Origin of the sequence: Herbaspirillum sp. YR522 (assembly GCF_000282575.1) — a bacterium.
In the GTDB taxonomy this organism is placed as follows: domain Bacteria; phylum Pseudomonadota; class Gammaproteobacteria; order Burkholderiales; family Burkholderiaceae_D; genus Herbaspirillum.
Window position 1 is genome coordinate 58,985 of the sequence record NZ_AKJA01000102.1, and the last position, 23,553, is coordinate 82,537.

Here is a 23,553-nt window from a genome sequence, read left to right on the forward strand (position 1 = left end):
CATGACCGACGCCGTCTTCACGCTGGAAGTGCTCAATGCCTTTCATGGCGACTGCCTGATACTGCACTACGGCACCCACGACGAGCCGCGCCTGATGCTGATCGACGGCGGACCGAACGGCACCTTCGATACCGTGCTCAGGCCGCGTCTGCTGGCGTTGGCTGCCCATCGCGGCAAGTCATTCAGGCTCGATCACATCATGATCAGCCATCTGGACGACGACCATATTGCCGGCATCCTGCAGCTGGTCGATGAGATAGAAAGCGGCGATGCGCCCTGGCAGGCGCCCAGCTTCTGGTTCAACAGCTTCGATGACGGATTGCGGCAGGCGCCGCCGGCACTGGCGGTGGCATGCGCCGCACTTGGCCGGGGCCCGGGTACGGCCGGCAGCGGCGCGGTGCGCCAGGCCAGCATCCGGCAAGGTCGCCGCCTGCGCGACGCGGTGACCCGGCTCCAGGCCACGCAGAACGGCGGCGCCAGGCATGCGTTGCAGGCCAACGGCGCCGCACCGGCATTGCCTATCCCAGGATTGGCCTTGACGCTGGTCTGCCCGGACCGGCGGCATCTCGACGATCTTGCCGCCCGTTGGATGCGCTCGCCCGGCAAGGCGGCGCAGACGGCGGCCTACGTCGACCAGTCGGTGTTGAACCTGTCGAGCCTGGTTGTGGTGGTGCAGCCGCAAGGCGCCGCACCGGGGCCGCGGATGCTGCTGACCGGCGACGCGCGCGGCGACCACATCCTGGCCGGCCTCGAGGGCGCCGGCCTGCTGGCCGGCAGGCCCACCCATTTCGAACTGCTGAAGGTGCCGCACCACGGCAGCGATCGCAACCTGTCGCTCGACTTCTTCCAGGCCATCACCGCAGACTACTATGTCATCTCCGGCGACGGCAGGCACGGCAACCCGTCCGAACAGGTGCTGGACTGGATAGCCCGTACCGCTTCGCCCCATGCCCGCGTTTGCCTCACCTATGACCACAACGTCCGTTACCCCGACTATGGCCGCTCGGTCGCCAATGTACTGGCCAGGCACCCGGCGCTGGCACGACAGCTGATGGTCAGGCAGCCCGGAGAACTGCTGATGCGCATCGATCTGCTCGCCCCGTTGCGCCGCTGACGCGCCGGCCCGGGCGCGCCGCCGTCGCTGGCCGGGCTAATGCGCCGCAGCGCGGGCGCGCGCCTGGTGCAGCTTACGGTAGCTGTCGATCAGGCGCTGGTGACGGTCCAGCCCTTCGAGCTGCATGCTGGTCGGCGTCAGGCCGAAGAAGCGCACGCTGCCGTCGACCGAACCGATGGCCGCATCCATGCGGGCGTTGCCGAACATGCGGCGGAAGTTGGCTTCGTAGTCGGCCAGTTCGAGTTCGTCGTCCAGCAGCACTTCGAGCACCACGTTCAAGGCCTGGTAGAACAAGCCGCGCTCGACCGAATTGTCGTTGTACTGCAGGAAGGCCCCCACCAGTTCGTGGGCCTGTTCGAACTGCTTCAAGGCCAGCTGGATCAGCAGCTTCAGCTCCAGCACGGTCAACTGGCCCCATTCGGTGTTCTCGTCGAATTCGACGCCGATCAGGGTGGCGATATCGGAGTACTCGTCGAGCTCGCTGTTTTCCAGCCGCTCCAGCAGTGCCGCCAGGCTGGCGTCGTCCAGGCGATGCAGGTTCAGCACATCGGCGCGGAACAGCAACGACTTGTTGGTGTTGTCCCAGACCAGGTCCTCGACCGGATAGACTTCCGAATAATCGGGCACCAGGATGCGGCAGGCGGTGGCACCCAACTGGTCGTAGACCGCCATGTAGCTCTGCTTGCCCAGGTCCTCGAGAATGCCGAACAGGGTCGCCGCTTCCTCGGCATTGGAATCTTCGCCCTGTCCCGAGAAGTCCCATTCGACGAATTCGACATGGGACCTGGCGCTGAAGAAGCGCCACGACACGATGCCGCTGGAATCGATGAAGTGCTCCACGAAGTTGTTCGACTCGGTCACTGCGTGACTGACGAAGGTCGGCTGCGGCAGGTCGTTCAAGCCTTCGAAACTGCGTCCCTGCAGCAATTCGGTCAGGCTGCGTTCCAGCGCCACCTCGAAACTGGGATGCGCGCCGAAGGACGCAAACACGCCGCCGGTGCGCGGATTCATCAGGGTCACGCACATCACCGGGTAGATACCGCCGAGCGAGGCATCCTTGACCAGCACCGGAAAGCCCTGCTCTTCCAGCGCCCGGATCCCGGCCACGATGCCCGGGTATTTCGCCAGCACCTGCTGCGGCACGTCGGGCAGTGCCAGTTCGCCTTCCAGGATCTCGCGCTTGACCGCCCGCTCGAAGATCTCGGACAGGCATTGCACCTGCGCTTCGGCCAGCGTGTTGCCGGCGCTCATGCCATTGCTGACGTACAGGTTCTCGACCAGGTTGGACGGAAAATACACCACCTCGCCATCCGAGTGCCGCACGAAGGGCAGCGAACAGATACCGCGCGCGGCATTGCCGGAGTTGGTGTCGACCAGGTGCGAGGCCTGCAACTCGCCATCGGGGTTATAGATATCGAGGCAATACGGGTCCAGGATTTCCGCCGGCAGCGTATCGCCCGGGCCCGGCTTGAACCAGCGCTCGTCGGGGTAATGCACGAAGTCGGCATTGGCGATCTCTTCGCCCCAGAAGGCGCCGCCATAGAAGTGGTTGCAATTGAGCCGTTCGATGAATTCGCCCAGGGCCGAGGCCAGCGCGCTTTCCTTGGTCGCGCCCTTGCCATTGGTAAAGCACATCGGCGAATGGGCATCGCGGATGTGCAGCGACCAGACATTGGGCACGATATTGCGCCATGAAGCGATCTCGATCTTCATGCCCAGGCCGGCCAGCAGGCCCGACATGTTGGCGATGGTCTGTTCCAGCGGCAGGTCCTTGCCGGCAATATAGGTGCTGGCCCCGGCTACCGGCGCCAGGCTCAACAGCGCCTGGGCGTCGGCGTCGAGATTGTCGACTTCCTCGATGACGAAGTCCGGCCCTTCCTGCACCACCTTCTTGACGGTACAGCGCTCGATGGAGCGCAGGATGCCGCGCCGGTCGACCTCGGCGATATCGGCCGGCAGCTCGACCTGGATCTTGAATATCTGCTTGTAGCGGTTCTCGGGGTCGACGATGTTGTTCTGCGACAGGCGGATGTTCTCGGTCGGGATATTGCGCGTATTGCAGTACAACTTCACGAAGTAAGCCGCGCACAGCGCCGACGACGCCAGGAAATAATCGAACGGCCCTGGCGCGGAGCCATCGCCCTTGTAGCGGATGGGCTGGTCGGCAATGACCGTGAAGTCATCGAACTTGGCTTCGAGACGCAGCTTGTCGAGGAAGTTGACTTTGATTTCCATGGGGGAATTCCAAAAATGGTGCTGATGAGGTGATGCCATTGAAGCGAAAGCCCCGTCAGGACAGGGCTTTGTGTTCAATCATGCAACGAACTGGTTGATGGGGACGAAGTTTATCCCAGCCTTCCTCAAGAGGCCATCTAAAGCCACCTTGGCGCTGGCCTCAGGCAAAGCCGCCGTTGGCGCGCACCACCTGGGAATTGACCCAGGCGCCGTCGGGGCCGGCCAGGAATGACACCACGCCGGCGATGTCGTCGGGCGTTCCCAGGCGTTGCAGCGGCGCCAGGTTGGTAACCTGGGCGATCTGCTCCGGGGTCTTGCCGTTGAAGAACAGGTCGGTGCCCACCGGACCCGGTGCGACCGCATTGACGGTGATGCCGCGCCCGCGCAATTCATTGGCCAACACGTGAACCAGGCCCTCGACCCCCGCCTTGGAAGCAATATAAGGGCCATAGGACGGAAACGACTTGGCGATCACGCTGGTCGACAGCGCGATGATGCGCCCGCCCTCGCCCAGGTGCGCGGCGGCCTGGGCCAGCACCAGGAACGCGCCGCGCAGGTTGGTGGCGATCACCCGGTCGAAGTCGGCCAGGCCGGCTTCGGCGATGGGCGTCATCGGCATGATGCCGGCGCTGTTGACCACCACGTCGATGCGGCCAAAGGCGGCCTTGGCGCCATCGAACAGCGCGCTCACATCGGACTGGCTGCCGACGTCGCCCTGGATGGCAATGGCCTGTCCGCCTGCGGCTTCGATGGCAGCCACCGTTTGCTGCGCCCGGGCGGCATTGCCGGCGTAGTTGACGACCACGGCGAAACCGTCGGCCGCCAGGCGCTGGGCAATGGCCTGGCCGATACCGCGCGAACCGCCGGTGACGAGGGCGACCTTGGAAGGGGTGGCTGCGTGCATGGTGTGCTCCTGATCATGGGTGAATGGTAAATAAAAGAGTGAATAAGGCGCGATGCCCTGGGAAAGCATTATTGCGGTTAATCAGATTGGAATAAATAGTGCAGAATTGCCATATAAATTCAACCAGCCACAACAATCCCCATGGACCGCTTCGATACGCTGCAATTGTTTACCCGCATCGTGGAACTGGGCAGCTTCAGCCAGGCCGCCGCTGCGCTGGCTATTCCGCGCGCCACCGCCACCCATGCCATCAAGCAGCTGGAAGCCAGGTTGAGCACCCGGCTGCTCGATCGCACCACGCGCCAGGTACGTCCGACCCTCGACGGCCAGGCCTTCTATGAGCGATGTGTCCATGTGCTCAGCGAGCTGGACGACGCCGAGAGCGCGTTGCGGCACGTGGCAGCCAGCCCGCGTGGCACGCTGCGGGTGGATATGTCCAGTATCCACGCGGCCCATGTCGTGCTGCCCCGCATCGACGACTTTCGTCGTCGCTATCCGGGCATCGACCTGGTCGTCAGCAGTGGCGACCGCCTGATCGACCTGGTGCGCGAAGGGGTCGATTGCGTCATCCGCGCCGGCGTGCCGCGCGATTCGACGCTGGTGGCACGGCGCCTGGCACTGATGCCGCAGTTGATCTGTGCCAGCCCTGCCTACCTGGAGCGCTTCGGCACGCCGCAACATCCGGAACAACTGTCCAGCCATCAATCGGTGGGTTTCTTCTCGAGCGGCAACACGGTGCACCACGGGATCGACCTGGTCGTCGACGGCGAATTGCGCAACTTCACGCCCGGCGGCTGGATAGCCACCAACGATGCCCAGGGCTACAGCGTATGCGCACTGAGCGGATGCGGCCTGGTGCAGCTGCCGCGCTACCACATCGAGCACCACCTGCGGCAGGGTCGCCTGGTCGAGGTGCTCGGCGACTGGCCAAGTCCGGCCATGCCGCTCTCGGCGCTGTACCCCTATCACCGGCAGCTGTCGCCACGGGTGCGGGTGTTCGTCGACTGGCTGGCCAGCCTGTATGAAGAGAAGTTCGGGTCGCTGGCTGCCAACGGCATGGCTTGAGCAGCGCCGCCTGTTACAGCGCCGGCAAAAGGAACTCCCCTGCACTGCTCCCCACTCATGGCACATGAGTCGCATTCGGTGCGGCCAGGCGCCTGGGCGCCGATAACGCCCGGCGACCCGGGCAAGGCCAAGCGCGGCCCCGTGCCACGCCTTGCCTGGTCGTTCCACGATGCAAATGGCTTTGCAGTAAAGACACAGGTGGTCCATGAGAATCCCTTTCTTCAGTAATTTCCTCGGTGCGATACGTGGAGAAGTGGCGCCTGCAAAAACACACTACACGCCGCCTGCTCTTGCACCGCGCACGCAAGGTCCGGCACTGCGGGACCCGCCGCCACGCCGTGGCGCCATGGAAGCCTCCATCCGGCAACAGCATTGGCAACTCGAAAATGAGCGCGCATCAGGCGGAAACCGGCTGCGGCGACGCGGCGCCGTCTATTCCGCTGCGGCCAATCAGCAGGCGCAACCGACGATGCGCTATCGCAGCGTCGCCGGCGCCATCTGGCGCAACCCCTTGGGCAGGCCGGTCGATTCGCCTTTCCTGCAGAACATGTCGACCGCGCAACGGCTGAACCTGTCGATCGGCAATGCCGAGCGCAACCGGCAACTGCAAGCCCGCCAACAGGAAGCGCGGCAGGTCCGGCAGGCCATCGAGGAAAGCCTGGTCCAGCAGGCCATCGAGGCCAGCCTGCGGGACATGAAGCCGGCGCCACCCGGCAACCGTCCTGCGCCAACCTCGATCAGACCCGCCCCCATCGCCCGGCGGCCCCTGCCGTCCCCGCGTTTTTACCAGCAATTCCAGGCGGCGCAGGCCGCCCTGCAACGGGGCGAACCCAGCGGCAACATGTGCGGCGCATTGGCGCTGGCGCACATGACCGGCACCCAACCGCAATGGCCGCAACTGCACCGGCTGGCGATGAGCGACCTGTCGCGGCACACGGCACCCGGCCGGGCCAGCGAGGCGCAAATCAATGCCGCCCGCAAGACCGTCTACGATGGCGTCTATATCGAACACCTGCAGGCCCTGCTGAAAAAGAACCAGGTCGCGTTCGACACCTTGAGCGCCATCGATCCGGCCGACATCGACCGCGTCTTCACCTCCGGCCGCTGCAAGGGCGTGACGTATGGCTATGTCCGCCCGGGCGGCACGGCGCATTTCGCCGCATTGCGCAAGGATGCATCCGGACAGTGGTGGGACATGGACAGCTATCACGAGCAGCCCCGCAAGATTGCGTCGGCCTCGGCGTTCCTGAAGCAGAAATGCCAGAGCGAACTGCAAGCCGGTCGGGCGCTCGACCTGATCTATACCGACCGCTGAGGGCTGGTGCGGTGCGTTCGGCACGCGACAATCGGCAGTCGACAATCGAAAATCGACCCGCCGCGACGAGGCTCCAGCGCTGCTCGTTCGCCGGCGATCAATTCCCGGCCTTGCCTGGATTGGCGAGGCTCGCATCTTCCGGCAGGTCCAGCCCGGCGGGATTCAATTGCATCTCGTCAGGCACCATGAATTTCCAGTCGCGATAGGCAGAGCGGTTGCCCAAGGCAGCCAGCTCCGCGGGAAAATTCCCGATCTTGACCGGTTTTTCAGCCGACAGGCTATGCACGCCGATGATGCCCCGGCCATCGATGGTGCGAACCGTCGCCCACTCGGCCTTGCCGGTCATCGGGTCGATATAGAGCTTGCGCAGGTAGCGGCGCGGGTTGGGAAAGCGAGGATCCTTCAACAGGTCCTGCAGCGACGACGGACTCCTGGAGAAGCCGAACGGCGTGGAATTGGCATAGGCAATCAATGCCTGGCGAAATTCCATGCCGATGTTGAGCAGCTCTTCTTCGGCGGCACGGCGCTGCTGTATCTTCCCCACGTACAGGGTCGAGGTCGATACCAGGCCGATGATGGCAATCAGGATCAGGACCCCGATATAGGTAAATCCGTCGTCGGCAGTCAATGGTCGGTGCGGGGACATGGCCATCTGCCGGATCACAGCGCCGAAAAAGGCGTGCCATCCTGGCGCAGGCCCGGCGCTCCGCTGTGCAGATCGTAGACGCCTCCCTGGCCCGGGTCTTCGGGAGGGATGATGACCCAGGTGGTGCTGCTCTTGGTGAGGGGGTCGACCGGCACGACCTTGAGGTATTTCTTCTGCACCAGCTCCTCCAGTGTCGCCGGGTAACGCCCGGTATCCGTATGGAATTGATCGATCGTCTCGCGCGTCAGGCGCAGGTTCTCGACCAGGATGGTTTCGCGGGCGGTATCGACGCTGTGAAAATAACGTGGCATGGCCAGCGTGGCCAGCAGCGCGACGATGGCCATCACCACCAGTAGCTCGACCAGCGTAAAACCTCGGCGATCAGGCATGTTCGGGCTCACCATTGGCGATAGGCGATGCCGTTCAGGCCCACCTTGTCGGAACTTGAATAGATATCGTAGACGTCTTCCCCTTCCTGCGGGTCGGTCGCCTCGCTGGCGTAGCTCCGCTTTTTCCAGGTGGCCGCATCCGGCCCGTCGTTGGACCCCGACATCGGATCCTTGGGAATGCGGCGCAGGAAATAGATCTTGCGGCCCTGCGGGTCGCGCTGGTCGACTACCCCATCGACGAGCACCTCGAGATTGCGCGGATAGCCGCTACCGCCCGACGGATTGGGAATGCGCCCTTCGTCGCTGGCCCGCTTGTAGGCATCGATGCCATGCCGGATGCTCCACAGCGCATCCTTCAGTTCCCGCTCGCGCACCCGCTGCACCGCCAGCTGCGACATCGGCAGGATCAGCGTCGACAGCAAGGCCACGATGGCCAGCGTGATCATCAACTCGATGAGCGTGAAGCCCTTTGCCGGCGCTCTCATGGCGTGATCTTGATCGACATCCCGGACGTGCTCGCGTCGCTGACGGATTGGCTGCCCGCGCCCATGGCGTTGAACGAAGGCAGCCTGAGCTGGGTCAGGTCGGTGGGCGCCAACGCACGGAAACTGACCAGCACGGCCGGCGCGGCTATCGTGGCGCCATCCATCTTGCTGGCCCGCGCGGTGTTGACCGTGATCGTCCCGTTCGCACCGACCTCGCTGCTAAAGCCAGTGGGCGCCCCGCCCTGCTTGAGGAAATCGCCCTCTGTCACGCTCAATACCTGCAGTGCCTTGCTGTCGAAGCCGATGGTCATCGCCATTTCATTGATCGGCTGGCCGGATTGCACCATCAGTTGCGCCACGAACGTGTCGCCGGCCTTGACGCTGTCGGGCGCCCGCCAATGGACGCGCGCCGATTGATTCTGGCCGCCGGCATCGCCTGCGCTGCCGCCTTGCGGCAGGGCATCGGCCACCGGGGCCCGGTCCGCAACAGGCGCATTCATGGCCGGCGCCGACGTCGATGCTGGCGTGGGCGCCGCCGCTGGCGCACGGTCGGGACGGGTACGGAAGCTGTTATCGGTGCCCGACCTGAACTCGGAATCTGCCGCATCGGGCCGCTGGATATTGCGGATCAGGTGGGGCGTGATCGACAGCACGATCTCGGTCTTGACCTTGTTGGTCGACTGGGCACCGAACAATCGCCCAAGCACCGGGATCTCGCCCAGCAGCGGTATCTTGTTGGCGGTATTGCGATCTTCATCGTTGATCAGCCCGGCCAGGATCTGGTTTTCGCCATCCTTCAGGCGCAGCACCGTACTGGCCGTGCGGGTGCCGATTTCATAGGCGGTCGTGCCGGACTGCGTCTTGACCTGGCCGCTGATGCTGCTGACCTCCAGCGCCACCTTGATGGCCACGTCGCTGTCGAGATAGATGGTGGGTTCGACATCGAGCTTGAGACCGACATCGACATAGTTGATCGATTCCGAGATGAACCCGGTGGAGGTGGCGGTACTGGTGATGTTGGGCAACCGCTGACCGATCAGGATCTTGGCCTTTTCATGATTGCGGGCGCGGATACGCGGATTGGCCAGCAGATTGGTATCGATGTCGTCCTGGCGGGCATTGATCGTGGTCGGGTCCAGGGTGGCGCCGATGGTCGAGCCGTTGAGCCGCCGCAGGTCGTTCAAGGTCAGCGTACCGCCGGAAACCGACGACAGGGGCGTCAGGCTCACACTGCCAGGCCAACGCACACCCAGCTCCAGCAACCGGCTGCGCGAGATCTCCAGTACCGCCACCTCCAGCATCACCTCCGGCTCGGGCACGTCTTGCAGCGCCGCCAGCCGTTCGGCCAGCTTGATGACCTCGGGCGTGTCGCGCAGGATGATCATGTTCAGTTTTTCGTCGACCACGATATCGCGCGACTTCAGGATCGTGCGCAAGGTATTGGCAACGGTCTTGGCCTCGGCGTTGCCCAGGAAAATGCTCTTGATCAACAGTTCCTGGTAGTCCTTGGCCTTGGCGGCGGTGTTGGGATAGACCAGGATGGTATTGGCATCGAGCGTGCGGGATTCGAGCTGGTTGGTCAGCAGCACATAATGCATGGCCGATTCGATGGTGCTGTTGCGCAGGAAGATCGAGGTGCGCTGCTCGAGCTGGACCTCCTTGTCGAAGATGAAATTGAGGCCGGAACTGCGCGAGATGACATCGAATACCTGGCGCAACGCGGCGTCCTTGAACTCGATCGTGATCGGCTTGCGGTAGGCGGCCGACAGGGTATCCTCGGCCTTGAGCGCTTCGGCGCGCTGCGCCACCGCCTGGCGCAAGCCCTGCGTGCTCTCGCCGTCCGGGTTTTCCCTGGCCAGCACCGACAACCGGTCGCGGGCGCCGGCCAGGTCGTTCCTGGCCAGGGCAGCCTGGCCCTCGGCCAGCAATTGCCGATGCTTCCGGGTGCGCTCGAGCATCTGCAGCGCATCGCGCGCGCGCACATTGGTGCCATCGATAGTCAACACCCGCTGGTACAACGCCCTGGCCTGGTCCTCGTTGCCGGCCGCCGCCTGCCTGTCGCCCTGCTGCAGCATGCCGTAGATGGCGCGCTCGCGCGCCTGCAGATAGGTCTTCTGGTATTCGAGGTTGTCCGGCTCCTGCGCCATGGCTTGCTGCAATTGCGCCAGGCCACCCTCGATGTTGTCCTGCGCGATCATCTCGCGTCCGGTCGAATAGGCCGACCGTCCCGCGCAGGCCTGTAGCGACAACGCGATCAGCAACACGCTGCACACCAGGCGCGTGCGGCGACCGAATGCCGAGCGGCCTGCCGCAACCGGTGACAACGGGCCGGCCGATGAGCTCATTGCGCCTCCCCGATCATCATGGTCTGCTTTTGCGACGAAGGAAGATAAGTCAACATCAGCCTTGGCGGCACGATGGACTCGACACGATACTTGCCGTCGATCACGGTTTTTTCCCTGGCGATAAAGAGTTGATCCTGCTGTGACAGATAGACCTCCCAGACACCGTCTTCCTGCTTCTTTCCGACATAGGTCAGCACCGGCACCGATGCCGCTGCCACCGCCGCCGCAGGCAGCGGCGCTTGCGGTGACGGCGACGCTGCGGGTGCGCCCCAGTTCTGGCGCGCAAACAGGTCGCCATTGGCCGCGCCGGCTTGTTCGCCGATCAATTCGCTGCGCGGCTTCAACGCCTGGATCACGGGCTGCGCAGCATCGCCGGGCGTCCTTGCAACCTGGTTGTTCTGCGGCATGTTTGCCTGGCGGGCATCGCGCGGCTCGACGTTGCCGCGCGCCGGCAGTTCCACCACCTCTTGCTGCGCGGTCTTGTCGCCGAAGAAAGCCAGCCAGGCCGACACCAGCAGGCCCAGCGCCATGAGCAGGTGCAGTGGCTTCATGATCCGGCCTGCCTGACGGCAGGCACTGCCGCGCCGCCTGCCGCACCCGCGCCCCGGCGCGCGAGATACAGGGTCAATTGCAGGTTGACCTCGATCACCTCGCTGGAAACCTCGGTGCGCTTGAACTGCAACTCATCCAGCGAGGCGAACGGAATGGCCAGCAGCAGCTGCATGCAGAACTGGCGCACCGCCTTGTACGACCCCCTGACCGGAAACCGGACCCGATAGGCAGTGAAACCGCCGGCCTTTTCCTCGCTCATCCGATAATCGGCCTGCGCCAGGCTCAACCCGCTTGCCGCGGCGAGCGAGAAGATGGTCTTGACCTGCTGCTCGGCATAATCGGTATCGCCAAGGCTGTCGTAGAAGGCCTTGAGCCGGTCGCCCTCGCTGATGGCCGGCGTGGCGATGACGGGATACATCGGCGCCTGCATCGATTTGCGCAAGTCGAAAATGGCCGCCTGCTGCACGCCCAGCTGCTGGCGCAGGTAGGGCACGCCCCACAGCCATGCCGACAAGGCCAGGCCCCAGAACAATGCCGCCAGCAGGTTCACGGCGCCGAGCTGCGACACACGCAGCTTGGCCTGCAAGAACAGGCGCCTGAGGGACTGGATCGCCATGGTCATGGCCTGGCCACCGGCCAGAATGCTTCGAACTGAAAACGAATCGGCTTGCCGGGGTCTCTCTCGATCACCTCGTGCCGCAGCAAGACCACCGAATCAAAGAACTCCGATTTCTTCAATTGCTCCAGATAGGTCAGCATGGCCGGGCCGTCCTGGGCTTCGGCCACGCACTTCATGGTGCGTTTGACGGCGTCCGGCTCCATCGACAACAAGGCGACCGAGCCGGGCGCAACCTGCTCCATGGCGTCGAGGACTTCGCGCCACGGCAGGTTCAACTGCGAGATCGCCTGGTTGACCGCATTGGCGCGCTCGACCGACACCGTTTCGCGCCTGGCCGGCACGCGCGGCACCTGCAGCAGGACCTTGCTCTGCTGCAGCCGTACCACGCGCTGTTGCCCATCCTGGTACACATTCCATCTCGAATGCACATCTGCGGCGACAAACAGGCACAGCAACAATCCGGCGCCCATCATCAGCCAGGCCGGCCATCGGGTATCTGCCACGGCATGGCGCCAGCCGCGCGGGGCGAAATCGATATGCAAGCGGCTCATCGGGCCCCCTGCATGGCCAGCAATACCCCGGGCGACGATGGCAGGCCACGCAATTCGGGGGCCTTCAAGGGAATCACGTGAAACGCCTCTCCCGGTGCCGTCGGCCACGCCGGGGGCAAGGTTCCACACAGGTAGATGCGGGTCGGCGCCGGCCTTGACCGCACCAGCGCGTTGCGCGTGAGCTGCTCTTCCAGCCACGACGCATTGTGCTCTTCCTGGCCGTATGCCAGCAGCGTGTCGGCGTCGACCGGTCGCTTTCCCTGCAGCGCCGAGAACGTGATCCGGTTGTGATGCACCAGGCCGAACCAGCTGTCCGGGGCGATCCGGGTGTGCCATTGGTTCCAGGCGCCCACGAACTGGGGCACGATGCCGGTCAGGTGCAATCCGTGCCGGCCGGCGAATTCGTGGAGCGCATTGATGAGCCAACGCGGCATGGCGCAGGCCATGAAATCGTGGCTGACGCTCCAGCTTGCCTCGATCGCCCAATCCGCCGGGTCGAGGTCGTAGAGCCGTTGGAACCGCAAGGCGGCGATCTCCCTGCAATCGGCCAGCCGGCTCACGTTCGCCGGCAACGTCACGCCGAAGTAATGGACCCACTCGTCGGACAGCACGACGCTGGCCCAGCCCGAACCCAGGTCGATCTCGGCCAGCGCCGACTCGAGCACGCGCATCAACTGCGGGGCCGAATCGGTTGGCCCGAAGAATCTGGCCTCTTTGAGCATCATCACCCGCGGCCCGCGCCAACGACTGGTTTGCAGCACGCTCACGACGTTCTTGGACAGGCCGATGCGCAGCGTAGACAGGGTCCAGTCAAGCATGCAATGTCACCCGCTTGATTTCATCGAGCGTGGTCTCGCCCGCCTTGACCAGCTCCAGCGCGGCCTCGCGCAGGGTACGGGTACCGTTCTCGCGGGCCGCTTCCTTGACCTGGCGAATCGGCCGTTTCTCGATCACCATCTCGCGGATGGCATCGTTCAGTACCAGGATCTCGGCAATGGCGCGGCGCCCCTTGTAACCGGTTCCGCGACATTCGGCGCAGCCGGTGCCGTGCAGGAAGCGGTATCCGACCACATCTGCCGGCGTCAGGTTCACGCGCGCCAGCGATTGCTCGGTGGGGCGATAGGCCGACCGGCAATGCGGACAGTTCAGGCGCACCAGGCGCTGCGCCCAGATGCCGTTGAGGGCCGACAGGAAAGCATAGAGATCGACCCCCATGTGCGAGAACCGGCCGAAGACGTCGAACACACTGTTGGCGTGCACGGTGGTCAATACCAGGTGACCGGTCAGCGCCGATTGCACCGCGATCTCGGCCGTCTCCCGGTCGCGGATCTCGCCCACCATGATCTTGTCGGGGTCATGCCGCAATATCGATCGCAGCCCCTTGGCAAAGGTCAGCCCTTTCTTTTCCTTGACGGGAATCTGCAGGATGCCGGGCAATTGATATTCGACCGGGTCCTCGATGGTGATGATCTTGTCGCGCCCGTTGTGCATTTCCGCCAGCGCCGCATACAAGGTGGTGGTCTTGCCGGACCCGGTCGGGCCGGTCACCAGCAGCATGCCGTAAGGCTCGTGCGCCAGCATGCGTACGGTGGCCAGCGAGGCGGTATCGAAGCCCAGCGAATCGAGCGTCAGCACGCCTGCGTCATCGGTCATGGATTGCTTGTCCAGGATCCGGATCACCGCATCTTCGCCATGGATGCTGGGCATGATCGAGACCCGCACATCGCTGTCGCGCCCGCCCGATTCGACCCGGAAGCTGCCATCCTGTGGCACCCGCCGCTCGGCGATATCGAGCTCTGCCATCACCTTCAGGCGCGAAATGGCACGTTGCGCCTCTTCCACGCCATGCACCGTGGTGACATGGTCGAGCACGCCATCGATGCGGTATTTCACGCCCATGCCGGTAGCGGTACTTTCCAGGTGGATATCCGAGGCGCCCGCCCGCAGCGCGTCATAGAGCGTGGAATTGACCAGTTGCACCGCCGGGCTGGCGGCCCCCGAGACCGAGCTGAACGACAGCACCGTGGTCGCCTTCCGATCCCGGTGGCCGTCCGAGCCGGGCGCACCCAGCTGGTCCACCGCGCGTACCGACTCTTCCTGCTTGGCCAGATAGGTCTGCAGGTCCGCTTCCAGGGCCAGGCACAGGCGCGTGCAGCCGCGCGAATGCAGCCAGCGCTGCACATCGATATCGAACGGGTCGCCCAGCACGCCGACCAGGCCCGAGTCGGGCGAGCGCAGCACCAGGCAGTGTTTTTCCATGGCCTTGGCCAACGGCAGGATCTCGAATGCCGGCTGCATGTTGAGCATGCCCGCCACTTCCAGCACCGGCAACTTCAACAACCCGCCCACGGCCGCGATCAGGCCCCGTGGCCCCAGCCCGCTGGCCGCTTCCAGCTCCTTGAGGATGGAGTTCTTCGAGCGCGCCGCGGCAGTGCGCGCCTGCTCCAGCACGGCCGGATTGATCAACGGGGACATCGCCATGGGCGCGTTCATGACATGCTCCCCGCGAGATCGAAGATCGGTATGTAGAGCAGCACCACGATGGCACCGACGATGATCCCGATGGCAGTCATCAGGGCCGGTTCGAACACCTTGGTGAAGCGGTCGATCCAGCGCGCGATCTCGCCGTCGTAGAATGCCGCAGCCTGTGTCAGCATCTGCCCCAGTTCTCCCGAACGCTCGCCGGCACGCAGCATGCGCAGCGAGACCGGGGTGGTCAGGCGCCGCTGGCTGAACGCGGTCGACAAGGGCATCCCCGACTGGATGTCCTGCATCGCCAGGTCGATCTCTTGCTGCAACGTGAGGGTGACCACGCTGCGCGTGGTCTGCAGGGCCGTCACCACCGGGATGCCTCCTTCGAGCAGCATCCCCAGCGTCAGGTACAGGCGCGACAAGGTATAGACATGCAGGCGCTGGCCAAAGCCCGGCAGCCGCCCCGCCCGCTTGAGCAGCCAGCCGCTGGTGATGGCCTGGTGCAGGGCCGCGCCGGCGCCCAGCAGGCTCAACAGCACCGCCGCAATGGCCAGCTGCGCATGGCGCGTCATCACCCGTCCGGCATCGAGCAACATCTGCGACAACCAGGGCAGGCTACGCCCGGCACCTTGGTAGACCTCGGCGAATTGGGGCACCACGTAACCGATCAGGAACAAGGTGACACCGCCGCCCACCAGCAACAGGATCACCGGATAGATCAAGGCGCTGACGATCTTGTTGCGCACGCCATCGATGCGCTGCTGGTAGTCGACATAGCGCGCCAGCGACTGCGGCAGGCTGCTGGTACCCTCGGCGGCCTGCACGATGCCGGCATAGAGGGTGGAGAATATGGCCGGCTGTTCGCCCAATGCGGCAGAAAAGCGCTTGCCCTCCTGCAGGGCTTGCAGCAGACGACCGAGGATCGCGCGCGCGCCGGCGTTTTCCTCCTTCTCGTGCAACGCCTCGAGGGTCTCGACGATACTGAGGCCGGCACGTAACAAGGCCAGCAGTTCCTGGCTGAACAGCAGGACCGAAAAGCCCGAGACCGCGCGGCGCCCCGGCAGCACCTGCCGCGTGCCGACCACCGAGAGCGCACGCAAGCCCTGCGCCTCGGCCTGCCGCCTGGCATCCGCTTCGTCGATCGCCGCCAGTGTCACATGGGTGATCAGGTCATCCGCAGACAGGGCTCTCACCTTGAACCACATGAAGGAATTCCGTCGAGAGAAAAGTTACGCCGTGTACTCAGTTGCTGATGTCGGCCGCATCCCCGTCGCCGCCGGCCTTGCCATCGGCGCCATAGGAAACGACCTCGATCTCCTTCTTGCTGCCGGGCGAGCGATACACATAGGGATTACCCCAGGGATCAGGGGGAATGTCCTTGCCCAGGTATGGCCCATTCCACTGTGCCGCGGCGGCCGGCTTGACCAGCAAGGCGGGCAGTCCCTCTTCGGCAGTGGGATACCGGCCCACATCGAGGCGATAGGCATCCAGGGCACGTTCGAATGCGCTGATCTGGGTCTTGGCCACGGTGGCCTTGGACTTGCCGAGCTGCGAAAAATATTTGGGCCCGACGTAGGCCGCCAGCAAGCCGATGATCACGATGACGACCAGCAACTCGAGCAAGGTAAACCCTGCTGGCGAAGCGCGTCGGACGGACCTGTTGGTGCAAGGTTCAGTCATGGATATGCGATGGTGTGACATCGTCAGGACGAGGGTAACAACGAATCCAGGAACGCCATTCGGCCTTCCTGACGAAAACGAAACTTTTCCAAGCCTGATCAGGTACCGACCACGGCCGATGGAAACACGACTAGCTACACCGATACATGAACGCCCAGGGATTCCCCCCTGATATTCACTGTCCCTCCGAAACCTCGTTGTTGTTGAAACCTTGTTCGTTTCATCAGCGACTGCAATTTTTTTTAGTTTTTTTTCATTAAATCACTTTGCTTTATTTGGCGTCAAGCAATGTTCAAATTAAAACTTTTTTGGTGATTAAAAGTTACCTTCCGGGGGGCGTCCAAGGCTAAATGGCCAAGCTCGACCATTGAAGCAACGCAAATGAGCGGTGTAGATGAGCGGGATAGGGTCGGGAATCCACCTGCCACCCGCAAGGCAAAAATGAGTCCGGAAGAGCTCGCAAGGCAACCGCCCGAACGACATTGCAATTTTTGCAACAATCCGATTGCCGTGCGTTACATCCCCGCCAAGAGGCCTCGCTTGAGCGTGCCCTGCTGCCTGTGGCCTGGATCACTCTCTATCTTCCATCTTGGGGCGGGCAGGTCTGGCCGACCGGGATGCCTTACCAGGGATTGCATTCCCCACAATGACGCCGGATCGATTCGGCCAGCCCGACACTTCCTCGACACCGGCCCTGCTGTAGGCATGGCCAGGGATTTTAATGGGTCATTACACGGCAGCATCGGTGATCGACGCCTGCCTTCCCGGATCGTGCAGGAATGCAGGTGGCGGGGTTGATATCCCGCGCGCGCCGTATTTGCCACACACTATCATTTCAGTTGAAACAGTGAAGGAATGGCGTGAAACCTTGGCGTAACGCAGCCGGAGCAGCATACACACATACCGAACCCGATGTTCGGCCAACCCAAGGAGAACACCATGCGTACTTACCTCACTTCCGCTGTCGTCGTCGCCGCCCTGTTTGCAACCTCGGGAGCCTACGCCGCAGAGGTGGTTATTCCCCAGGGCATCGATTGGGCCATGTGGAGCGACTGGCTGCGAGAAGCCGCTGGCTCGCTGCCTGGCTGATATCCGGATCGAACCTGACGAGAGCCCCGGTGTACCATGCCGTATATCTTTTGGTGCCGGGCTGTCTTCTGGACGTATCGAGTAATCGAACGACAGGTGATGCATCGATGCCGATGAGCCGCTCACACGCCAGCAACAGGCGGGGACCGTCCCGATCAGGTGATGCATCTTCTGCTGCCTTGGGCAGCGACGATATTTCGCAAGCGACCGGCCGACCGGCCGGTCAGACGGTCCGTTCAAGCAGCGTCGCCGCCATTTAGTTGACGCCCAGACGCATGCCGTCGATAGCGGAAGTAATCACGTATCGGCACTTCCAGCCAGCGATAAGACGCCATGCCAGCCAGGACCGTGACCAGTGTCGCCAGCAGGACAAAGAGGTCAGGATCCAGATGTGGATACACCGCATGCATCAGCCGCGCACAGGCAGCAACGGTAAAGACCTGCAGTAGATAGATAGAGAAAGAGGCGTCCCCCATGGCAACCAGCCAGCGTGGCAGCGCCCTGTCTCCCAGGGCGGCGCCGCACCATACCAGCAAGCTTGCGGGAATGCCCAGCCACAAGAACCGGTAATTTTCCTTGAGCAACGTCACCATGGCAGCGGCGATGACGAGTGCGAGGCCCTCCACCTTGCCGACACGCCTGGTCTGAATCCACCGCGCGACCAGGATGCCCGCCAGGAATTCGAGCATGAACGGGGAAGTCAGAAAATTCACCGTCGGGGTCGATGAGGGCATCAACGCGCCGAGGCCAACCAGCGTCGCAATCGCGACACATAGGGCATGCCAGCGATAGCGGCGCAACAGCATTGCCAATGCGGTACAGAGATAGAACAGCATTTCAAATTCCAGCGTCCAGCCAACATACAAGATCGACCCTGACTCATGCAGGAAAGAGACGAAGCCCAATGAAGCCAACAATCTTGTCCAGCTGAATTGTGCGCCGGCCGCGTGCAGCGCAAGCGGTACTGCGATCAAGATAAAAAGCCAGTAGATCGGGACAATACGTTCAAGCCGACGACGCAGAAATTCACCGGGAGTGAAATTGCTGTTGGCGTAGAAAATAACAAAACCGGAAATCACAAAAAAAAGATCGACGCCATATGCACCCAGGCTGAGTAGCTCGCTTGAACGCGCGGGAAAGTCCGAATACTTGCTGGTGGCGACGGATGAATGGAACATGACGACCAGAATGGCGGCGACAGCTCGGAGCAACTGGATATAGCTTAATTTTTTCGTGCACATTCTCGTCCTTGGCAAAGTGTCGGCGAACTTCGTAAGTGCCCGAAAGTTCCAGCTGGAGTGAGTCGCTTTGATGTATTAGGTTTTTTATACAGCCGCAATCGATATCGGAATTCGCCGAATTTAACAGCGAGCGAAGAGTCCGCTTATTGGATTCATCTAAAATGTAGATAAACAGGAATTTCGCGAATGACTACTTAAAATAGTTGCGAATAAAAAATCGCGAGCATTTTTTATTAATATTTTGGTAGCCGACTCGTAACTGGTAGAGCGACGTTCAGAAACCGATCGACAACAAAAAAAGCGACTCACAATGAAGCGAGCCGCTTTTCTTCTTCCAGATCCGTGGTGTGATGAATAACCTGCAATGACGTGTAATGACCTGCAATGCGCCAGCTTTGGGTAGCCAGGCTGAACAAGATCTGCATCGTGACGTTGAGCAGTGCCAGGCCGGAAGAAGCGGGTTTTCGGCTGCGCAGTTGAATTCCACTGATAACCTCATGAAATTGCCAACAGACGTCCATAGAAAAATCAGCGCATTTTATTCCTCCAACGTTGCATATTTAAATCAAACAGTAAGAGAAACGCTAACAGGTCTGTCATACGAAGAGCAGTTTTTCGAAGGTATGATCATCATCAACCAAGCTATCAATGGAAAATTAAAATGAACCAAGTTGAAGTGAATGCTCTGCAAGAGCAATTTATTTTTCACTGTAAAGAGTACTGGAAAAAAATTAATCTCGGTGATGCCGATGCTGCAAATAAATTAACCAGAAGAAACGACGAAATCGTTGCTGGTTGGGAAAAAAAATTCACAGCCAGTAAGTTTTTATTGCCTTTATTAGCCCATGATGATGAGGAGGTGCAATTCGCCGCGGCAGCTTATTTAGTAAATTTTCCCGAGAGGAATGATGCAATAGCCGTACTGCGAAAATTTGCGAACAATCTGAATGGGCTCGTCACTCCCTCTGCGAGAGCAGTTCTGCGCTTACACAAAGTTCCTCTACAAGAAGCTTAAAATCGGCAGATATCGACACTGATTGAATGTTTTTTCGCGGCGCTGGTGATGCATCCCCCATTAGCGCTTACTCAGATCGGCAGGCCCTGCCACCAACATTAAACTGATGTAATGACCCAGCCAAACCTGCTCACTTTATGCAGCTAATGCAAACGCCTCAGCCGGGGTCTTAATACCAAGTGCCTGGTGCGGCAGTGGGTAAACACCAAGGGCGACAAACATGAAAAATCTTCAAATAATCGATGGCGCAATAAATTGCGTATATGACATCTTTTCTGCGACCGACGAGGAGTTCGAGTTGATCTTCCCGCGCGGGAAAAATATAGCGTTTATTGACGAGGTATATTTGAATACCGATTCACAATTACTCGACGCAGCCTTTCAGAACATATGGAAAAGGCCGGTCAAGAAATCGGAAGCTCACGGTATTCACGGAACAATTTTCTACGAGCTTGAAGAGAAAAAAATCTTTTACCCGACAAGACGCGATGAGGAGGCCGTCAATCCTGATGGCTCAAAATTGCGGTAGCCATCGACGGGATTGAAGCTCAATGATGCCTTCGACACTGAACTGCCGAGATCGATACCATCAAGGATGGCACGACAAGTATCGTTGCCAGCCAGATCACCTATCGACCGTTTGAGGATGTAGCATCCTTCGTCAACGGCGCCAACCAGACCGTCAGCCGTACTCGCAACCTGGATGGGCAAATGAGCAGCTATACCCTCGGTAGTCGCTCTTATAGCATTACCAACAATGCGGCGGGACAACCCACCGCGATTGCAGAATTGGCCAACCGTTCAAACAGCCAGAGCTTTTCCTACGACAACCTGGGCCGCCTGGCTCAATATAGCGGCACCGGTGCCGCACATTCCTTCACCTATGACGCCACTGGTAACCGTACGATAAAAGGTACGGGTTCCACGATCACCAGCTATGCGGTCGCGGCTTCCAGCAACCGTATTACCCAGGTCAATGGGACGCAAAGCTTGCCCTATTCAAGCGATACCAACGGCAGCATCGTCAACAATGGAAATGTGCAATTTTCCTATGACGTTCGGGGACGCATGAAAAGTGCCGACACCGTATTGGGCAATGTCCAATACATGGTGAATGCACTGGGCCAGCGCGTGGCAAAGACGATACAGGGAACGACCACCCTGTTCCACTACGACACCGATGGAAAATTGATCAGTGAAAACGTCGAGTCGAGTCAGTTCTGGACCGATTACGTCTATCTCGGCGATTTGCCGATTGCACTATTCAAATAACGCACCAGACGCATTTCATAAAAACGAAGAATACGCGGCAGACGGCTGCGGTAAAAGGTAAAACGTGTCAACTCCATTTCGCACTGCAATGTACCGAACCAGGATCCCGGCAATACGGGTAAAACCTTTGAATTGAATTTCAGGTTTCCAGGGCAATACTTCGATAGAGAGACCAATCTTTATTACAACCTGAATCGGGATTATGATCCGCAGTTTGGTAGGTATGTTCAGTCGGATTCGATTGGGCTGGATGGGGGCATTAATACGTATGCATACGTCGGAGGAAATCCGATCACATATCGTGATCCAGCTGGGCTAATTGCTGGCGTCGATGATGCCGTTATTATTGGCGGCGCTGTAGTCGTTGGAGGGGCAATAGCTGGGCGAATAAGCCCCCAAAGTACTGGACGTCCCAACTTTGCAGGTGTTTTATGCCGAATTGCTCCGTTGGCATGTGCGGCAGCGGCCATTGCAAATGAAGTCAATCAAAATGTTCAAAATAATGGGAAAACTTGTCCGGCTGCACCGGGTACCATCGTAGGAGATCAAAATGATCCTCGTGCCGGTACGAGCAACAGTGGTAAGCGACACACAAGTGGGCCGCTAACTCCAGGCAATGGGGGAGCGGCGATGCATACGCAGATTTTGATCGACTAACCGGAGGCTGGAAGGCCATTCCCGGACAGTGATGGAGGCAGCAAAATTCCTGGCGCGCAGGTCGGTGATAACGGAATCTGGATACGGCCTGGAACCAAAAATCCCAGCGATGACCCTCGGATTGAAATTCCAGGTAACGGCAGCAAGTTGCCCGAAACGCTTCACTATTAATCTAGAACGCACTATGAAGAATGTATTGAGCTTTGATGTGGACAATGCTTCAGCACTGTCAGATGCATTAAACAATGGATTGCAAGCATATGCGACCGACTGCCCAAGGTCCGGACTACCGACAACATTGTGGTTGCAGTTGTGTAATGGGAGAACGCTGAGGATTCGGCCAGAAATGCATGATCTCAGCGGTTGGAATGAGATTGGCACGCTCACTTTTGAAGAGGTCGGTCTAGCAGATGCACCTGAAATGACACGTTTGCCAGTATCTTGGGCAGACGTGCAATCAGTTCAAAAGCTTATCTATAAATCAAACGAATGCGAAGCCGAATGCGGACTTGCTGTAAACACGACGAGTGGGGACACGCTCATAGTTGTGACTGGGGCAGATGTCTATACGCTAGCCATTGAAGCACCGTTTCACCATCAAGTCTTTACGCCAGAGAATGACTTAATTACGTATTTTCGCGAGGAGTTTTAGCAAGGTCGGCAACGTGCGGTTTTCGTGGCAGTTTTTTGATAAGGAGACGAATCTCTTTTATAACTATTCCCGAGATTATGATCCGAATACGGGGCGTTACATTCAATCTGACCCAATTGGGCTGAGTGGCGGTATTAACACCTACGCATATGTGGAGGGGAACCCGGTTTCCTTAAGCGATCCGTTCGGCTTGGATCCGTGGTATCGGAATCCTCTGTGGAATTACCGCGTACCGGCACCAGAGCCTGGTTTAACCCCTGCTTGCGTTGAGTGCATATTCATCCCGATTGCCAAAACGGCAAAAGCGATTAGCGATATCTGCCGACCAGGTTCTTCCGACCATGGTCCGCCTGCATCTGGGCCTGTAGGGCGGAGAGGCAGCCTGATGCAGGTCGAGACAGGTACGAATTCTCCTGCAAACATCTCTGGAAGAGATTACACGGCGCATGCATTAGATCAGATGCAGGGACGTGGATATACTCCTACAGTAATTGAGGATGCCATCAATACCGGTTCATCATCCGTAGGAAATACAGCAGGAACGACGGTGTACACAAATTCGAGTAACGGTGTCAGAGTGGTTATTGATAACAGTTCCGGGCGGGTCATCACCACGATTCCAACTGGTAGATAGAGAGAAAAAATGTCTAAATATGATTCGTATGATGTCCATTTATACAAACGTATGCTCCAAGCGATTGGGGACTACCGAAATGGCAATCTTGGCCTAAGTCAGTTGATCTCCAATCTGGAGGGCTTACTAGGTTTGATTGAAAAGCCCGAGCAAGAATGGACGGATCAATTTTTTCGGCATTGGATGGTGTTGGAAGAAATTTTTGCTGTTGCTTTGGATCGAAATAAAAAGGAATTTGATGAGCATGATCAATCAGCAATTAAGCAGTCACTTGAAAATTTGGAAGAAATAATTAAGAGTCAATTAAGCTGAATTCCCGACTGAATTTGCCTCCGTATAACCGGACACAGTCCCTTACTAGGTTATTAAATCTGCCTTGCGCCTAAATTCCCGTGGGGAACGGTGTAATGACCCACTGAAAACCTGCTCAGTAGATAATCCTGAAAGGACATTAAATGAGCAAGGTAATGAAAGAAGAATTTAACGTTGGAAAGCCAAGCGCAAAGCCGAGCTGGTAACGAAAATAATCCAGGGGAAAACGACGATGGCTGAGCCAGCCGGTCATTCGATATTACGCCGCTAGCCGCGTCATTGGCGGGTGATTGACTTCACCACAACCAG

Annotated in this window: 26 protein-coding genes; 12 read left to right on the forward strand and 14 right to left on the reverse strand. The window is 60.0% G+C overall.

The genetic code is table 11. From position 1 onward, the window contains the following. The first annotated feature begins 1 nt into the window (after position 1). Positions 2-1,114, forward strand: coding sequence for an MBL fold metallo-hydrolase (locus PMI40_RS12805; RefSeq protein ID WP_008115972.1), 1,113 nt, complete (start codon positions 2-4; stop codon positions 1,112-1,114). Positions 1,115-1,150: 36 nt separating this feature from the next. Here the strand turns inward: PMI40_RS12805 and PMI40_RS12810 are convergent, their stop codons facing one another. Further along, positions 1,151-3,349 (reverse strand): OsmC domain/YcaO domain-containing protein, encoded by a 2,199-nt coding sequence (locus tag PMI40_RS12810; RefSeq protein WP_008115974.1) that lies wholly within the window; start codon positions 3,347-3,349, stop codon positions 1,151-1,153. Positions 3,350-3,509: 160 nt separating this feature from the next. Further along, positions 3,510-4,253, reverse strand: coding sequence for an SDR family oxidoreductase (locus PMI40_RS12815; protein WP_008115976.1), 744 nt, complete (start codon positions 4,251-4,253; stop codon positions 3,510-3,512). Between the two features lie 141 nt (positions 4,254-4,394). On the opposite strand from PMI40_RS12815, the gene PMI40_RS12820 reads away from it, so the two are divergent. Together PMI40_RS12820 and PMI40_RS12825 are read left to right on the forward strand one after the other, a co-directional pair. After that, a complete protein-coding gene (locus PMI40_RS12820) occupies positions 4,395-5,318 on the forward strand; it encodes a LysR family transcriptional regulator (protein ID WP_008115979.1) in 924 nt (307 codons plus the stop codon). 346 nt (positions 5,319-5,664) lie between these two features. Beyond that, entirely contained in the window at positions 5,665-6,633 is a 969-nt protein-coding gene (locus tag PMI40_RS12825; protein ID WP_157221524.1) for a hypothetical protein, read from the forward strand. 97 nt (positions 6,634-6,730) lie between these two features. On the opposite strand, the gene PMI40_RS12830 is transcribed toward PMI40_RS12825, so the two are convergent. Genes PMI40_RS12830 through gspG form a run of 11 tightly spaced genes read right to left on the reverse strand, consistent with a single transcriptional unit; the run spans position 6,731 to position 16,372 of the window. After that, complete coding sequence (locus PMI40_RS12830; protein ID WP_008115983.1) at positions 6,731-7,279, reverse strand: type II secretion system protein; 549 nt, start codon at positions 7,277-7,279, stop codon at positions 6,731-6,733. 14 nt (positions 7,280-7,293) lie between these two features. Beyond that, positions 7,294-7,668, reverse strand: coding sequence for a type II secretion system protein (locus PMI40_RS12835; protein ID WP_008115985.1), 375 nt, complete (start codon positions 7,666-7,668; stop codon positions 7,294-7,296). 8 nt (positions 7,669-7,676) lie between these two features. Next, positions 7,677-8,153: a type II secretion system protein gene (locus PMI40_RS12840; protein WP_008115986.1), complete on the reverse strand. Its 477-nt coding sequence runs from the start codon at positions 8,151-8,153 to the stop codon at positions 7,677-7,679. Next, the gene (locus PMI40_RS12845; RefSeq protein WP_008115988.1) at positions 8,150-10,498 is read right to left on the reverse strand and encodes a secretin N-terminal domain-containing protein; all 2,349 of its coding nucleotides are present in this window, start codon (positions 10,496-10,498) and stop codon (positions 8,150-8,152) included. Before PMI40_RS12845 ends, PMI40_RS12840 begins: the two co-directional genes overlap by 4 nt. Next, on the reverse strand, positions 10,495-11,049 hold the full coding sequence (locus PMI40_RS12850; protein WP_008115989.1) for a hypothetical protein: 555 nt from the start codon (positions 11,047-11,049) through the stop codon (positions 10,495-10,497). Before PMI40_RS12850 ends, PMI40_RS12845 begins: the two co-directional genes overlap by 4 nt. Continuing rightward, positions 11,046-11,666: a hypothetical protein gene (locus PMI40_RS12855; protein ID WP_008115990.1), complete on the reverse strand. Its 621-nt coding sequence runs from the start codon at positions 11,664-11,666 to the stop codon at positions 11,046-11,048. Before PMI40_RS12855 ends, PMI40_RS12850 begins: the two co-directional genes overlap by 4 nt. Positions 11,667-11,668: 2 nt before the next feature. Next, on the reverse strand, positions 11,669-12,220 hold the full coding sequence (locus tag PMI40_RS12860) for a hypothetical protein (RefSeq protein WP_008115992.1): 552 nt from the start codon (positions 12,218-12,220) through the stop codon (positions 11,669-11,671). Further along, positions 12,217-13,038 (reverse strand): hypothetical protein, encoded by an 822-nt coding sequence (locus PMI40_RS12865; RefSeq protein ID WP_008115995.1) that lies wholly within the window; start codon positions 13,036-13,038, stop codon positions 12,217-12,219. Before PMI40_RS12865 ends, PMI40_RS12860 begins: the two co-directional genes overlap by 4 nt. Next, entirely contained in the window at positions 13,031-14,713 is a 1,683-nt protein-coding gene (locus PMI40_RS12870; protein ID WP_008115998.1) for a GspE/PulE family protein, read from the reverse strand. The genes PMI40_RS12865 and PMI40_RS12870 overlap by 8 nt, the downstream gene beginning before the upstream one ends. Then, the gene (locus PMI40_RS12875; RefSeq protein ID WP_008116000.1) at positions 14,710-15,897 is read right to left on the reverse strand and encodes a type II secretion system F family protein; all 1,188 of its coding nucleotides are present in this window, start codon (positions 15,895-15,897) and stop codon (positions 14,710-14,712) included. The genes PMI40_RS12870 and PMI40_RS12875 overlap by 4 nt, the downstream gene beginning before the upstream one ends. Positions 15,898-15,934: 37 nt before the next feature. Beyond that, on the reverse strand, positions 15,935-16,372 hold the full coding sequence (gene gspG, locus PMI40_RS12880) for a type II secretion system major pseudopilin GspG (RefSeq protein WP_008116002.1): 438 nt from the start codon (positions 16,370-16,372) through the stop codon (positions 15,935-15,937). A gap of 939 nt (positions 16,373-17,311) precedes the next feature. Between gspG and PMI40_RS23905 the strand changes: the two genes are divergently transcribed. Next, a complete protein-coding gene (locus tag PMI40_RS23905) occupies positions 17,312-17,461 on the forward strand; it encodes a hypothetical protein (protein WP_008116003.1) in 150 nt (49 codons plus the stop codon). A 236-nt stretch (positions 17,462-17,697) separates the two neighbouring features. Here PMI40_RS23905 and PMI40_RS12885 read toward each other — a convergent pair whose 3' ends face one another. Next, complete coding sequence (locus tag PMI40_RS12885; RefSeq protein ID WP_008116006.1) at positions 17,698-18,702, reverse strand: acyltransferase; 1,005 nt, start codon at positions 18,700-18,702, stop codon at positions 17,698-17,700. A gap of 374 nt (positions 18,703-19,076) precedes the next feature. On the opposite strand from PMI40_RS12885, the gene PMI40_RS23910 reads away from it, so the two are divergent. The 8 genes from PMI40_RS23910 to PMI40_RS12900 all read left to right on the forward strand — a co-directional run bounded on the left by PMI40_RS23910 (position 19,077) and on the right by PMI40_RS12900 (position 23,244). Then, entirely contained in the window at positions 19,077-19,367 is a 291-nt protein-coding gene (locus PMI40_RS23910) for a hypothetical protein (protein ID WP_157221526.1), read from the forward strand. Next, the gene (locus tag PMI40_RS23915; RefSeq protein ID WP_157221527.1) at positions 19,364-19,717 is read left to right on the forward strand and encodes a hypothetical protein; all 354 of its coding nucleotides are present in this window, start codon (positions 19,364-19,366) and stop codon (positions 19,715-19,717) included. The genes PMI40_RS23910 and PMI40_RS23915 overlap by 4 nt, the downstream gene beginning before the upstream one ends. A 220-nt stretch (positions 19,718-19,937) precedes the next feature. Next, complete coding sequence (locus tag PMI40_RS12890; protein ID WP_008116008.1) at positions 19,938-20,246, forward strand: hypothetical protein; 309 nt, start codon at positions 19,938-19,940, stop codon at positions 20,244-20,246. A 182-nt stretch (positions 20,247-20,428) separates the two neighbouring features. Continuing rightward, complete coding sequence (locus tag PMI40_RS12895) at positions 20,429-20,989, forward strand: hypothetical protein (RefSeq protein WP_008116010.1); 561 nt, start codon at positions 20,429-20,431, stop codon at positions 20,987-20,989. A gap of 132 nt (positions 20,990-21,121) precedes the next feature. Next, positions 21,122-21,646 (forward strand): RHS repeat-associated core domain-containing protein, encoded by a 525-nt coding sequence (locus PMI40_RS23270; protein ID WP_238540941.1) that lies wholly within the window; start codon positions 21,122-21,124, stop codon positions 21,644-21,646. A 31-nt stretch (positions 21,647-21,677) separates the two neighbouring features. Continuing rightward, positions 21,678-22,298: a hypothetical protein gene (locus PMI40_RS23920; protein ID WP_008116012.1), complete on the forward strand. Its 621-nt coding sequence runs from the start codon at positions 21,678-21,680 to the stop codon at positions 22,296-22,298. Positions 22,299-22,311: 13 nt separating this feature from the next. After that, the gene (locus PMI40_RS24605; RefSeq protein WP_008116014.1) at positions 22,312-22,932 is read left to right on the forward strand and encodes an RHS repeat-associated core domain-containing protein; all 621 of its coding nucleotides are present in this window, start codon (positions 22,312-22,314) and stop codon (positions 22,930-22,932) included. A gap of 9 nt (positions 22,933-22,941) precedes the next feature. Next, positions 22,942-23,244 carry a hypothetical protein gene (locus tag PMI40_RS12900; RefSeq protein WP_157221529.1) on the forward strand — a complete coding sequence of 101 codons (303 nt, stop codon included), beginning with the start codon at positions 22,942-22,944 and terminating at the stop codon, positions 23,242-23,244. Positions 23,245-23,553 lie beyond the last annotated feature (309 nt).

Bases quoted from the DNA above. Each gene is read 5' to 3' on its own strand.
- PMI40_RS12805 (WP_008115972.1), top strand. From the start codon at position 2: ATGACCGACGCCGTCTTCACGCTGGAAGTGCTCAATGCCTTTCATGGC.
- PMI40_RS12810 (WP_008115974.1), bottom strand. From the start codon at position 3,349: ATGGAAATCAAAGTCAACTTCCTCGACAAGCTGCGTCTCGAAGCCAAG.
- PMI40_RS12815 (WP_008115976.1), bottom strand. From the start codon at position 4,253: ATGCACGCAGCCACCCCTTCCAAGGTCGCCCTCGTCACCGGCGGTTCG.
- PMI40_RS12820 (WP_008115979.1), top strand. From the start codon at position 4,395: ATGGACCGCTTCGATACGCTGCAATTGTTTACCCGCATCGTGGAACTG.
- PMI40_RS12825 (WP_157221524.1), top strand. From the start codon at position 5,665: ATGGAAGCCTCCATCCGGCAACAGCATTGGCAACTCGAAAATGAGCGC.
- PMI40_RS12830 (WP_008115983.1), bottom strand. From the start codon at position 7,279: ATGTCCCCGCACCGACCATTGACTGCCGACGACGGATTTACCTATATC.
- PMI40_RS12835 (WP_008115985.1), bottom strand. From the start codon at position 7,668: ATGCCTGATCGCCGAGGTTTTACGCTGGTCGAGCTACTGGTGGTGATG.
- PMI40_RS12840 (WP_008115986.1), bottom strand. From the start codon at position 8,153: ATGAGAGCGCCGGCAAAGGGCTTCACGCTCATCGAGTTGATGATCACG.
- PMI40_RS12845 (WP_008115988.1), bottom strand. From the start codon at position 10,498: ATGAGCTCATCGGCCGGCCCGTTGTCACCGGTTGCGGCAGGCCGCTCG.
- PMI40_RS12850 (WP_008115989.1), bottom strand. From the start codon at position 11,049: ATGAAGCCACTGCACCTGCTCATGGCGCTGGGCCTGCTGGTGTCGGCC.
- PMI40_RS12855 (WP_008115990.1), bottom strand. From the start codon at position 11,666: ATGGCGATCCAGTCCCTCAGGCGCCTGTTCTTGCAGGCCAAGCTGCGT.
- PMI40_RS12860 (WP_008115992.1), bottom strand. From the start codon at position 12,220: ATGAGCCGCTTGCATATCGATTTCGCCCCGCGCGGCTGGCGCCATGCC.
- PMI40_RS12865 (WP_008115995.1), bottom strand. From the start codon at position 13,038: ATGCTTGACTGGACCCTGTCTACGCTGCGCATCGGCCTGTCCAAGAAC.
- PMI40_RS12870 (WP_008115998.1), bottom strand. From the start codon at position 14,713: ATGAACGCGCCCATGGCGATGTCCCCGTTGATCAATCCGGCCGTGCTG.
- PMI40_RS12875 (WP_008116000.1), bottom strand. From the start codon at position 15,897: ATGTGGTTCAAGGTGAGAGCCCTGTCTGCGGATGACCTGATCACCCAT.
- gspG (WP_008116002.1), bottom strand. From the start codon at position 16,372: ATGACTGAACCTTGCACCAACAGGTCCGTCCGACGCGCTTCGCCAGCA.
- PMI40_RS23905 (WP_008116003.1), top strand. From the start codon at position 17,312: ATGCGTACTTACCTCACTTCCGCTGTCGTCGTCGCCGCCCTGTTTGCA.
- PMI40_RS12885 (WP_008116006.1), bottom strand. From the start codon at position 18,702: ATGTGCACGAAAAAATTAAGCTATATCCAGTTGCTCCGAGCTGTCGCC.
- PMI40_RS23910 (WP_157221526.1), top strand. From the start codon at position 19,077: ATGACCTGCAATGCGCCAGCTTTGGGTAGCCAGGCTGAACAAGATCTG.
- PMI40_RS23915 (WP_157221527.1), top strand. From the start codon at position 19,364: ATGAACCAAGTTGAAGTGAATGCTCTGCAAGAGCAATTTATTTTTCAC.
- PMI40_RS12890 (WP_008116008.1), top strand. From the start codon at position 19,938: ATGAAAAATCTTCAAATAATCGATGGCGCAATAAATTGCGTATATGAC.
- PMI40_RS12895 (WP_008116010.1), top strand. From the start codon at position 20,429: ATGAGCAGCTATACCCTCGGTAGTCGCTCTTATAGCATTACCAACAAT.
- PMI40_RS23920 (WP_008116012.1), top strand. From the start codon at position 21,678: ATGGAGGCAGCAAAATTCCTGGCGCGCAGGTCGGTGATAACGGAATCT.
- PMI40_RS12900 (WP_157221529.1), top strand. From the start codon at position 22,942: ATGTCTAAATATGATTCGTATGATGTCCATTTATACAAACGTATGCTC.